Below are 11,999 nucleotides of genomic sequence, written 5' to 3'. Positions count from 1 at the left end.
CTCACCTCGATTCATCAACAAGCCATGTACGCAGCAATTTCACAAACTCTTCCGGCTTTTTCTTCGCCAGCATTTCCAATTGCTTGCGCACCTGATGCTCGCCCGTCAGATTCTCTAAATCAATGGATGGAAGCTCAACATGAGTAGGCAGCGGAGACAGCTCGTCCGTATATACTTCTTCTTCCGCCCGTCTGCGGCGGCGAACGACCGCATAGGCAATTCCGCCTACGACAACTAGTAATGCAAGCGCACCCGCGCCATACCATACCCAGTTCGGAAACGTGCTGGCAGTGGCTGTTCCCCCATCTTTAGCACCATTTTGGGTCATAACTGAAACTTTTTGTGTCAATTCTTCGTCTGTATATGTAGCACCTGAATCTTTTAACTGCGCAGCGACGATCGAACGGAGCACTTTTTCAATCGCATCGATTTGGGCAGGCTCCATGTTGTTTGCGTCAACCGCTGCGTGTATGGTCAGATCTGTCACGGCATACGGACTGGACTCGATCAGATTTTTGATGCGGTTCACATCATAATTGATCGTCCGTTGGCTTTTCTCGGACGTCGTATCCCCGCTTCCCGAAGCGGAAGGATAGTTCGGCACTTCGCCGTCTCCGACGCCTGCGACGCCGCCGGTTTGCGCGCCTTTGCCGCTGTAGGATTCCTGCAGCTCCTGGACGCTGATTTCGATCCCTTTCATCTCCTCCGTATTGACCGGAGTGACAAGATCTTCCTGTTTTTGAACTTTATCGAAATTCAGCTTCGCGGACACCAGCACGCTTACTTTGTCCGCCGGCACATAGGCGCCAAGGAACTCTTGTATTTTCATGCGGATATCGTTCTCATACTTGCGCTGAATTTTGAGCTGCTCATCCACCTCGCCGAAGATGCTCTTGGATGCGCCGCCTTGCGAGTCGGAAGCGAACATGGGACCTTCATCGCTCGAGATGGTAATATCGTCAACCGCCAAATTGGGAACCGCGGTCTTGACCAGATTGAAGTATCCGTCAACCGCCGCCTGATTCGGCTGATATCCAGGCTTAAATTTCAACACAATAGAAGCCGACGCCTGTTCCTGCTCCGGTGTTGCGAAGACCGTCTCCTTCGGGAGATTAATGATGGCCTTGGCATCTTGAACACCGTTCATCAGACGCAGCAATCTTTCGATTTCGCCGTTCAGGGCGTTCTTGTAGCGGACATCGAACACGTTGTCCGTCATTCCGCCCATCAACCCGTCGGCGCCGAACGATTCGAAGCCAATCGAACCGTTCTTGACGATGCCCTGGGCTCCGATGTCGACTTTAACTTTCGCCGCAGATGCGCTGGGTACGGATATTTTGCTGCCGTCGCCGCTGAGCTCGTACGGGATGCGGTTCGAATTCAAATATTCAATGATGCCGGCAGCATCATTGGCGTTAAGATTCTCAAAAGCAAGCTCATACTCTGTCTTTGTCAACTGTGCCGTTAAAATGACAGCAGCCAATATTACAAATGCGATTGTGGACAGCAGAAGGATTTTCTGCTTTTTACTGAACTGATTCCAGTATTGGGTTATTCGATCCCGATACCGGCCGATGGTTTCATTCACTTCACGTCACCCTCCAGAACGATGTAAGACACTACCGCTGTTACATTTGCATGCGCATAATATCTTGATACGCTTCGATGACCTTGTTGCGTATTTGCGTCGTCAATTGCAGACTGAGCAGCGCACGTTCGGAGGCAATTTGAAGCTGATCGACATCAACTTCGCCCAGGATAAACTTGTCGCTCATTTCATGGACTTGCTTCTCTTGTGCATCAACTTGCTGAAGTGCATTCGTAAGAAATTGGCTGAATGTTTTGGTTACTTCGGCCGGTGTGTCGGCTTTCGTCGTTGGAGATATCGCCGCCGGTAATGTCGCCGGAGATGTCATGCTCAATGGAATCATCGTATTTTGTATCATTTGTTTTCCCCCTGTGGCAATGAACGGCTCTTGTTAGCAAGCAGGCTTGGTCTAGCCTTTGCCAATCTCCAATGCCTTCATAATCATGGATTTGGACGCATTCAGCGCCGTTACGTTCGCTTCGTACGAGCGGGTGGCAGAGATCATGTCGACAATTTCCTTCATGATGTCGACATTTGGCATGTAGACATTTCCTTGCTCGTCCGCGTCCGGGTGGGACGGATTGTAGACGATTTTATACGGTGTTGAGGTATCTTCCTTAATCTGGGCCACCTTGACTCCCTTGGCATTGCGCTGACCCTGCATCGCTTCTTGCAAAGACTGCTGGAAGGAAGACTCCATCGGCGACATGACGACGACCTTGCGTGTATACGGAACGAACTTCCCGTTGACGTATTGCGCGCGCGTCGATTCCATATTCGCGATATTCGAGGAGATGACGTCCATTCTCAGGCGCTGGGCCGTGAGTCCGGACGAGCTGATGCTGAAGCTGTTAGAAATATTCATACGTTACCTCCTTACATCCATACCGGTTCTAAGCATGTTGATGTTATGGTTCAACTGCTGTATAAGCGTATAATATTTCAATTGATTCTCGGCCTGAAGCGCCATTTCCCGGTCAATGTCGACATTGTTGCGGTTGTTCCCCATCACCGTGCTCTCATCCTGGACGATCTGCGGAGCCGGCACCCCGTTCGAAGGTCCGATATAGAAATGCCGCGGATCAGTGCGGCGGCCGACAAGAGTTCCGCCGGTCATCTGATCACGAAGCAGCGACTCGAACTGCACTTCGGAGCGTTTATAGTACGGCGTATCGACATTCGCCACGTTCGCGTTGATCACATTCTGTCGAGCCGTGGAAGCTTGCATCGCCCCCTCCAGCCGCTGCATATGTACGCCGCTCAACAAGTTCACAATCATCCCTCCTGATTAGTTAAAAATTCATATGAACATATATTCTCTAGCTTGCGACGTTTCTCCTTCTCTTTCGACAAAAAACTTAGTTCTTTTGCATGATCGTGTCGAACTATGGGAGGGGATTTCCATAATCCAATAAATCTAGCTGATTATTCAATGAAAATGTTGAGTAATCATCATTTTTTGACAGAAGAAGATAATTAACGCCATACTTATCATCTTAAACTTTGGGTTATAACACAATAAGAAAAAAGCCCTATCTTTGGACTAAAAGTCAGGGCTTTTTTCAAATACTTTGTCGAATGGATCCCCTCGTTGGCTGTAGTCCCAAAAAGGGGAAATTTCGCCACTAGCGTTGCATCGAGCGGTTAGTTCATAATCTAATTTCAATTAACATCAATATATGATATATATTTACATTTGCGATGTCCGCGCTAAGTCTAAAAAAGTCGAGCTGGAAACAGACCCTACGCGTTATCCATTATATGTAAAAATCGTTTTCGTTTGTCATTACGTCACAATCAGTCTCGGTTTCATCGACTTTGTTGCCTTTTTCGGACGTCTCCCATTTCGCTTTGGTCGACCTCTAGATGTTCGAGTCGGCTTGCGGTTGAGTGCAGCGATCAAATTTTCCCATGGTTTTTCCGCATAGATGCGAATCAACTGGAGGAGGTCCCATGTCGACTTTTTACAGTCCAGTGTTAATTTAATCAGCAAACAGAGAGCATACGCGATTAAAGCAATATACATTTGGTTCCAAATCGCTTCGGCCGTATAACCGTGGGGTTTTACCAATCGAATATGCTGCTTGACCCATTTAAAAAACAACTCAATATGCCAGCGATTTCGATAAATCTCGGCAATTTGATGTGCGGATAAGTCAAATCGATTCGTTACAATTCGATAGGTACGCCCTTGGTCATCCTTAAACTCAATCAAACGCAGAACCGCTGGCAGCTCCGGCATCGTCACATCAGCATCAAGGATAAACCCATTCTGCCTTTTGGGGAGGTCTCTTTTTCTGATGATCGTTAACCGGCTCTTTTGCTTGACGCGGCAAACAAATTTAATCTTATCCTCTACCCATTTCTGAAAATGGTCGTATACCTGGTATCCTCGGTCCATCACGTAGGTCGCATCTTTATCCACTGTAAATTCCAACACGACTTCATGATCGGCTACATCTTTGGTTGAAGCGACGATCTTGTCTGGATACATCGTTTTGGAGTCCGCAACGACCAAGGAGGTGTGCATCTTCACGCCATGGCTACTTTTGGAACAATAGGACCATTTCGCGAGAATGGGAGGTAGTGTAATTCCCGATGAATCGATTAGCTTGAGTTTCCCAATACCAGGCGTAATGCCGCGTTTCCCTTTTGTAAGTTGCTTGATTCGATCAATGAGCGAGAAAAAGAGCGTCTGAAGATACTCCATAGGCAGCCGTTTCAGCTTCCGCGATAGTTGAGAAGCGCTTATGCTCTTGAGACCCAGAAGATCTTGAAATTCAGGATTAGCCGCTACATGCTCTGACATGACTTTGTATGAGTCTCGTTGCTGAAGCTGTGCCTCTACAAATAAGAGTGTCGAAGAGCCGACAAACAGCTTTTGGGCCCGGTAATCCAATGACTCGTGTCGAGTAGAATGGACATGTAACCATTTTAGGCATTGACAAATGACGTTATGATTCGGTACGTTATCCATAAGAAATCTCCTTTGTTGAGGCGTTTTATGGATAACGTTAGGGTAACTCAACAATAGGAGATTTCTTTATTTTTGTCCATGAATATAGTTCAATAAGTTACAAATATAGAGACTTATGGGATAGAAATTTTCGTAAAAAGATTGATGCAACGCTAGTGAAATTTCGCATGATTTTATAGGATATATTGGCTTAGATCCCGGTTTTGCGCGATGTCGGCCAGCTTCTCCCGCACATATTCGGGCGTAATCCGGAATTGATCGAGCGTCAGCTCCGGCGCTTCGAACGACAGATCCTCCAGCAGCTTCTCCATAATGGTATGCAGGCGCCGGGCTCCGATATTTTCGGTGTTTTGATTGACATCGGCCGCAATGCGGGCAATTTCCCGTATCGCTTCATCAGTGAACTCGATCTGGATATTTTCCGTCTTCAACAATTCGACATACTGCTTCGTAATCGCATTCTTCGGTTCCGTCAGGATCGAGACAAAATCATTCAGCAACAAACTTGTTAATTCGACACGAATCGGGAAACGTCCCTGCAGCTCGGGAATGAGATCGGACGGCTTCGCGATATGGAACGCTCCCGCAGCGATGAAGAGCACGTAGTCCGTCTTCACGGGCCCGTACTTGGTCATGATGGTTGACCCCTCTACAATCGGCAAAATATCGCGCTGCACGCCCTCACGGGACACATCAGGCCCCGAACCGCGCCCGCTGGAGGCAATCTTGTCGATCTCATCGATAAAGATGATGCCAGACTGCTCGGCCCGGCGAATCGATTCCTGAATGACGTCATCCATGTCGATCAGCTTCGCGGCCTCTTCCTGCGTCAGCACCTTCCTGGCTTCCTTGATCGTGAGCTTGCGCTTCTTCATCCGCTTCGGAATGAGGCTGCCGAACATTTCCTGCATATTCATGCCCATCTGCTCATTGCCCGGGCCGGACAGGAAATCGAGCATGTTCGGGGCCGCGTCTTCGACATCGATCTCGATGATGTCGTTCTCCAAATTGCCTGACAGCAGATCGAACCGCACCTTTCTCCGCTTTTCCTGCAACCCGGGCTCCGGCTCCTTCTCCGCCTGCTGCGCATGCGACTGGTTTTGGCCGAAGAGCATCTCGAACGGATTGCGCTGCGCTTTGCTCTCCTTGGAGCTTGGGGCCAATATTTCTACGATTCGCTCGTTCGCCATCTCTTCCGCTTTATCCTTGACCTTCTCGGTGCGCTCCAGCTTCACCATGCGAATCGCCGTCTCCACCAGATCGCGGACCATCGATTCGACATCGCGGCCGACATAGCCCACTTCCGTAAACTTGGTCGCTTCCACTTTCACGAACGGCGCATTGACGAGCTTCGCCAGACGGCGGGCAATCTCGGTCTTCCCGACGCCCGTCGGTCCGATCATGAGAATGTTTTTAGGGACGATCTCATCCTGGATCGACTCATCCAGCAGGCTGCGCCGGTAACGGTTGCGAAGCGCGACAGCGACGGCCCGTTTGGCCATTTTCTGTCCGACGATATACTTATCCAGTTCCGTGACAATCTGCCGCGGTGTCCATGCTTGTTGATTCATCTTATCCCTCCACTCGTATCTTGGTTGCTCCCTTATGCCGTTATAGCTCTTCGACAACGAGATTATCATTCGTAAAGACGCAAATTTCCGCCGCGATATGCAAGGCGGCTTCAGCCATTTCACGTGCGGACAGATGCGTCGAATGCCGCTTGAGGGCGCGAGCCGCCGCCAACGCGAACGATCCGCCGGAGCCGATGGCGATCACTTCGTCATCCGGCTCGATGATTTCTCCGCCGCCCGAAATAAGCAGCACATGCTGCGCGTCCATCACGATCATAAGCGCCTCCAGCTTGCGAAGCACCTTATCCTGGCGCCAATCCTTCGCCAACTCGACAGCCGCGCGCTGCAGGTTGCCATGATGCTCCTCCAGCTTGCCTTCGAACTTCTCGAACAGCGTAATCGCATCCGCGACCGATCCGGCGAATCCCGCCAGCACCTGGCCGCGATACAGCCGCCGCACCTTGCGCGCATGCTGCTTCATAATCATGTTGTTCCCAAAGGTTACTTGACCGTCTCCCGCAATGGCGGCCTGCCCGTTATGTCTTACCGCGCAGATGGTCGTGGCATGAAATTGATATTCCACCGAAGCTCAACCTCCTGTCTATTATTCATCGACTAGGACTAAAGAATCATTAAATGTAAATGAAAACGAAAAGGAAACGGCACCGTTCCGTGGCGAGCCGCTTCCTTTCCGCTGCACAAGCTGTTATGTGTTGAACAGACCCGCTTCGTCCCGGTACGCCTTCAAAGAATGGAGAGCGCGATGGGCCAGCGCTTCGTTCTTCTCTTTTTTGTTGCGGATCCGCTGCCCAAGCGGCGGGAAGAGGCCAAAATTGGCATTCATCGGCTGGAAATGCTTGAAATCGGCGGTCGTAATATAACGCGCCATGCTTCCGAGCGCCGTATCCTCCGGAAGCAGGACCGGTTCGCTCCCTTTGGCGTAACGAGCCGCGTTCAAGCCGGCCAGCAGTCCCGAAGCGGCCGATTCGACATAGCCCTCCACCCCGGTCATCTGCCCTGCGAAGAAGAGCGACGGGCGGCCCTTGAATTGATAGGTCGCTTCCAGCAGCTTCGGGGAATTGATGAAGGTGTTGCGGTGCATGACGCCGTAGCGGACGAATTCCGCATTCTCCAGCCCCGGAATCATCCGGAACACCCGTTTCTGCTCGCCCCATTTGAGATGGGTCTGGAACCCTACCATATTATAGAGCGTACCCGCGGCGTTATCCTGGCGAAGCTGGATGACCGCATAAGGCGTCTTGCCGGTGCGCGGATCCGTCAACCCGACGGGCTTCATCGGCCCGAACAGCGCCGTCTGCTTCCCGCGGCGCATCATGACCTCGATCGGCATGCAGCCCTCGAAATAAATCTCTTTCTCGAACTCCTTCAATTCCGCCGTCTCGGCCGTAATAAGCGCCTCGTAAAACGCATTGAACTCTTCCTCGTTCATCGGGCAGTTCAAATACGCCGCTTCTCCCTTGTCATAGCGGGAAGCCAGGAATACCTTACTCATGTCGATGGAATCCTTCTCCACGATCGGCGCGGCCGCATCGTAAAAATAGAAATATTCCTCATCCATCAGCGTCTTAATCTGGTCGGACAAAGCCGGCGACGTCAACGGCCCGGTAGCGATGACGGTAATGCCGTCCTCCGGAATCTCCGTCACTTCCTCATGGCGGACTTCGACGAGCGGATGCTCGCTCAGCCGGCGCGTAATCTCCCCGGAAAATCCGTCCCGATCGACGGCCAAGGCACCTCCGGCCGGAACCGCATGCTTATCCGCCGCTTGCATAATAAGCGAATTCATAAGCCGCATTTCTTCCTTTAATACGCCAACCGCGTTGCTTAGCCCGTTCGCCCGCAAAGAGTTGCTGCATACCAGCTCCGCGAACTGGCCCGTATGGTGGGCCGGCGTCTGCTTCACCGGCCGCATCTCATAGAGCGTTACGGCAACTCCCTGCTGCGCAGCCTGCCATGCCGCCTCGCTGCCGGCCAAGCCCGCACCGATAACGGTTACTCTTGGCTTATCCATCTGTCTTACATCCCCCTCGGTTGCCTGCACCTGCTGCAGTATCCCTTTATTTCATCGTAAGCTTGCCCGCGCTTAATCATCCTCGTTGTCCTGCAACATTTCATTATGATCGCACTGCGTACACTGCAGCTTCGTTCCTTGCTTGCTCCGCTTCTCGACCATCAAGCTGCCGCAAGACGGGCATGGCTTGACCGATGGCCGGTCCCACATCACATAATCGCAGTCCGGATAACGGTCGCACCCGTAAAAGACGCGTCCCTTCTTGCTGCGCCGCTCCACCAGCTTGCCTTCCTTGCACTTCGGACAGGCTACGCCCGTATCCTTCACAATCGGACGTGTGTTGCGGCAATCCGGGAATCCGGAGCAGGCCAAGAATTTGCCGAAGCGGCCCATCTTGTACACAAAATGGCGTCCGCACTTCTCGCATATTTCATCGGACACTTCGTCCTCGATTTCGACTTCCTTCATTTCTTCCTCGGCGACCTGGAGCCGCTTCTCGAACGATTCATAGAAATCGTTGAGCACCTTCACCCAGTCCTGCTGGCCCTCTTCCACATGGTCGAGATCTTCCTCCATATGAGCCGTGAATTCCACATCCAGAATCTCGGGGAAAAACTCCTCCATCTGCTGAATGACCAGTTCGCCCAGCTCGGTCGGAACGAATTTCTTGTCCTCGATGGCCACATAGCCGCGCTTCTGGATCGTCTCCAGCGTCGGCGCATAGGTGCTCGGTCTGCCGATGCCCAGCTCCTCCAGCGTCTTCACCAGTCTCGCCTCGGTATACCGCGGCGGCGGCTGGGTGAAATGCTGCTTCGGTTCGATCGCTTCCTGCTTCAGCTTGTCGCCCTTCTTGAGCGGAGGAAGCAGTTTGTCATCCTCGACGGTGCCGTCATCGTTCCCTTCGACATAGACCTTCATGAACCCCGGAAAACGCACCTTCGAGCCGTTGGCGCGGAACGTAACGTCTCCCGCCTGCAGATCGACCGTCATCGTATCCATGATGGCGGACGTCATCTGGCTCGACACGAACCGTTCCCATACCAGCTTGTAGAGGCGATGCTGGTCGCGGCTGAGGAACGGCTTCATCTGTTCCGGGCTGCGCAGCACGGACGTGGGGCGTATCGCCTCGTGCGCATCCTGTGCATTCGCCGCCTTCTTGGCATACTGCCGCGGCGTCTCCGGCACATATTCCGCTCCGAACTGGGAGCCGATATATTCCTTCGCTTCCTCCTGTGCCGTCGGCGATATCCGCGTCGAGTCTGTACGCATATAGGTGATGAGACCAACCGTGCCTTCCTTGCCCAGGTCCACCCCTTCATACAGCTGCTGCGCGACGGACATCGTCTTGGCCGCCCGGAAATTCAGCTTCCGTGCCGCTTCCTGCTGCAGCGAGCTCGTCGTAAAGGGAGCGGACGGATGGCGAAGCCGCTCTTTCTCCTTCACCTCGGAGACGACAAAGGCCTGCTTCTGCAGCGCGGCCAGCACTTCATTCACTTCGGCCTCGTTCGCCAGCTCCTTCTTCACGCCATTCATGCCGTAGAACTTGGCTTCGAACCTGGACTTGCCCGCTTCAAGCTTGGCGGTTATCGTCCAATACTCTTCAGGGATGAAGGCGTTGATTTCATTCTCCCGGTCAATAATCAGCTTCACGGATACCGACTGCACCCGCCCCGCTGACAGCCCTTTCTTCACCTTCTTCCACAAAAGAGGGCTGATCTTGTACCCGACCAGCCGGTCGAGAATGCGCCGCGCTTGCTGGGCGTGAACGAGGTCCATATTGATTTGACGCGGCGATTTGAACGCATCCTTCACGGCCTGCTTCGTAATCTCATTGAAGACGACGCGGCAGGCTTCCGTCTCATCCAATTCGAGCGCATGCGCCAAATGCCAAGCGATCGCTTCTCCTTCGCGGTCGGGGTCGGCCGCGAGGTACACTTTTTTCACTTTCTTTCTTGCATCTTTCAATTCTTTGAGCACGCCGCCCTTACCGCGAATCGTGATGTACTTCGGGGCGAAATCTTGCTCTATTTCAACGCCGATCTGGCTCTTGGGCAAATCACGCACATGTCCCATAGACGCTTTGACGATATATTTGCTGCCTAAATATTTCCCGATTGTCTTCGCCTTCGCAGGCGACTCGACAATGACTAATGAATCCGCCATAGGCGCACCCTCCTCTCCAATCTCCTCTTCATATCCATATCGAATGGTATACGGCTCCCTGGGCCTCCCGAACTCTCTGTTTTAATTGTAAGGATAACAAAATTCGATGCAGCTCCGCAAATGGGAGGCCGCTCGCAAGGAGCAGTTCCTCAAATGTACTGCCTTCCAGGCGAATCAATTCGCATATCCGGCGCTCCTCCTCGGTGAGCGATTCGCTCTCGGTGAGGCCGACCGTTCCATTATTGTACGGCAAAGTGACTGTTGTCAACCGCGCCTTCAATTCTTCCATTATATCTTCGGCATGCGCAATCGGTCTGGCCCCGTTCCTCATAAGAAATAACGGCCCTGCCGATTTGGGCGACGTAACGGGCCCGGGGACGACAAAAACCTCCCTGAACGTTTCCGTCGCAAAATCGGCGGTGATGAGCGCGCCGCTGCCCATAGCGGCCTCCACGACGACGGTTCCGAGCGTCAGGCCGGCAATAATTCGATTGCGCTGGGGGAACAAGCCCGGATGGGACGGGGTTCCAAGCGGATACTCCGTGAGGACGATGCCAGATTCAGTGATCCGTCTCGCCAAATTCGCATTCTCATACGGATAAATGCGATCGAAGGCCGTGCCCATCACCGCGGCGGTCCGCCCCTGGATGAGAGCGCCTTCATGACTGCAAGCATCGATGCCTCTCGCCAGTCCGCTGACGATAAGGAACCCGGCGCATCCCAACTGCTCGGCCAATTGAAGGGCAACCTTCTTGCCATAAACGGTAGGATTGCGCGTTCCCACGATGGCAATCGCATCGGAGGACAGCGCGGTCCAATCTCCCTTCCCGTACAAAATCCACGGCGGCTGCGGAATCTCCTGCAGCAGCGGAGGATAACCTTCATCCCAGCGGGTAATCCATTCAATCCCGGCATTCATGGCCAGTTCCAGCCTCTCCTCCAGCCTGTCTCCCCGTAAGCCTGCCGCAAGCTTCCTCGCCATCGAGGGCTTCATTCCTAATTCTGCCCAATCCGATGCCGGACGGTTCAGCCAATCCGCCAATCCGCCGAATCCGATGCGCTCCCCTATCGCGCGAATCGTATGCCACCCGATACCGTTGATTTCATGTAACGCAAACACGAGCTCCCGTTCCGTCCAATTGCCCATTTCAGCAACTCTCCTTCACTTTCCGGGAAGCGTGCGTCCGCTTCCCTTATTTTGCTTGAGATAAGATCAGAATGCAAGCATGAACTACGCTTACTTTTCAATAATTGGGTAAAAAGATATTATTAAGTAATTCAATCGCGCCAATGCCAGCTTCGAGTCGTGTGTCCGGGAGTCGCATGTACGCCTTAACCAGTCCGCCCTTTTATGGGGTTCATACAAGCGGCGCAGTCCGCACAATCATGTCCAGTTGGCGCAATTCGCTCAATCAGCCCACTTCGAGTTGAAATCCTGCAAATCTACATCAATTTCCGACATTTGGCCTTATATTTGGTCAAATTGCTGTAAAAAAGCATCTTTTTCCCACTAGCGTTGCATTGAGCGGTTAGTTCATAATCTAATTTCAATTAACATCAATATATGATATATATTTACATTTGCGATGTCCGCGCTAAGTCTAAAAAAGTCGAGCTGGAAACAGACCCTACGCGTTATCCATTATATGTAAAAATCGTTTTCGTTTG

General features: G+C 52.2%; 10 protein-coding genes. All 10 read right to left on the bottom strand.

Annotated elements, in window-relative coordinates; all coding sequences use genetic code 11:
• Window position 1 precedes the first annotated feature (1 nt).
• Complete coding sequence (gene fliF, locus OCY70_RS05010; RefSeq protein WP_213429469.1) at window positions 2-1,588, bottom strand: flagellar basal-body MS-ring/collar protein FliF; 1,587 nt, start codon at window positions 1,586-1,588, stop codon at window positions 2-4.
• A gap of 40 nt (window positions 1,589-1,628) precedes the next feature.
• A complete protein-coding gene (gene fliE / locus OCY70_RS05005) occupies window positions 1,629-1,946 on the bottom strand; it encodes a flagellar hook-basal body complex protein FliE (RefSeq protein WP_213429468.1) in 318 nt (105 codons plus the stop codon).
• 51 nt (window positions 1,947-1,997) lie between these two features.
• The gene (gene flgC, locus OCY70_RS05000) at window positions 1,998-2,453 is read right to left on the bottom strand and encodes a flagellar basal body rod protein FlgC (protein ID WP_261944717.1); all 456 of its coding nucleotides are present in this window, start codon (window positions 2,451-2,453) and stop codon (window positions 1,998-2,000) included.
• A gap of 3 nt (window positions 2,454-2,456) precedes the next feature.
• Window positions 2,457-2,861, bottom strand: a complete 405-nt coding sequence (gene flgB / locus OCY70_RS04995; protein ID WP_213429466.1) for a flagellar basal body rod protein FlgB — start codon at window positions 2,859-2,861, stop codon at window positions 2,457-2,459.
• A gap of 513 nt (window positions 2,862-3,374) precedes the next feature.
• Complete coding sequence (locus OCY70_RS04990) at window positions 3,375-4,565, bottom strand: IS4 family transposase (protein ID WP_261944552.1); 1,191 nt, start codon at window positions 4,563-4,565, stop codon at window positions 3,375-3,377.
• 173 nt (window positions 4,566-4,738) lie between these two features.
• Complete coding sequence (gene hslU, locus OCY70_RS04985) at window positions 4,739-6,136, bottom strand: ATP-dependent protease ATPase subunit HslU (RefSeq protein WP_213431181.1); 1,398 nt, start codon at window positions 6,134-6,136, stop codon at window positions 4,739-4,741.
• A gap of 40 nt (window positions 6,137-6,176) precedes the next feature.
• Window positions 6,177-6,719: an ATP-dependent protease subunit HslV gene (gene hslV, locus OCY70_RS04980; RefSeq protein ID WP_006286690.1), complete on the bottom strand. Its 543-nt coding sequence runs from the start codon at window positions 6,717-6,719 to the stop codon at window positions 6,177-6,179.
• A gap of 123 nt (window positions 6,720-6,842) precedes the next feature.
• On the bottom strand, window positions 6,843-8,198 hold the full coding sequence (gene trmFO, locus OCY70_RS04975) for an FADH(2)-oxidizing methylenetetrahydrofolate--tRNA-(uracil(54)-C(5))-methyltransferase TrmFO (protein ID WP_261944718.1): 1,356 nt from the start codon (window positions 8,196-8,198) through the stop codon (window positions 6,843-6,845).
• Window positions 8,199-8,240: 42 nt separating this feature from the next.
• On the bottom strand, window positions 8,241-10,331 hold the full coding sequence (gene topA, locus OCY70_RS04970; RefSeq protein ID WP_213431183.1) for a type I DNA topoisomerase: 2,091 nt from the start codon (window positions 10,329-10,331) through the stop codon (window positions 8,241-8,243).
• 28 nt (window positions 10,332-10,359) lie between these two features.
• On the bottom strand, window positions 10,360-11,478 hold the full coding sequence (dprA, locus tag OCY70_RS04965; RefSeq protein ID WP_213431184.1) for a DNA-processing protein DprA: 1,119 nt from the start codon (window positions 11,476-11,478) through the stop codon (window positions 10,360-10,362).
• Between the last annotated feature and the right edge of the window lie 521 nt (window positions 11,479-11,999).

It is taken from the genome of Paenibacillus melissococcoides (assembly GCA_944800085.1).
Lineage (GTDB): Bacteria > Bacillota > Bacilli > Paenibacillales > Paenibacillaceae > Paenibacillus_B > Paenibacillus_B melissococcoides.
The sequence above is the reverse complement of the archived record's forward strand: the minus strand, read 5'-3'. Positions and strand labels throughout refer to the sequence as shown.

Excerpts from the sequence above, each read along its gene's own strand:
- fliE (WP_213429468.1), bottom strand. The coding sequence starts at position 1,946 with ATGATACAAAATACGATGATTCCATTGAGCATGACATCTCCGGCGACA.
- flgC (WP_261944717.1), bottom strand. The coding sequence starts at position 2,453 with ATGAATATTTCTAACAGCTTCAGCATCAGCTCGTCCGGACTCACGGCC.
- OCY70_RS04990 (WP_261944552.1), bottom strand. The coding sequence starts at position 4,565 with ATGGATAACGTACCGAATCATAACGTCATTTGTCAATGCCTAAAATGG.
- hslU (WP_213431181.1), bottom strand. The coding sequence starts at position 6,136 with ATGAATCAACAAGCATGGACACCGCGGCAGATTGTCACGGAACTGGAT.
- topA (WP_213431183.1), bottom strand. The coding sequence starts at position 10,331 with ATGGCGGATTCATTAGTCATTGTCGAGTCGCCTGCGAAGGCGAAGACA.
- dprA (WP_213431184.1), bottom strand. The coding sequence starts at position 11,478 with ATGGGCAATTGGACGGAACGGGAGCTCGTGTTTGCGTTACATGAAATC.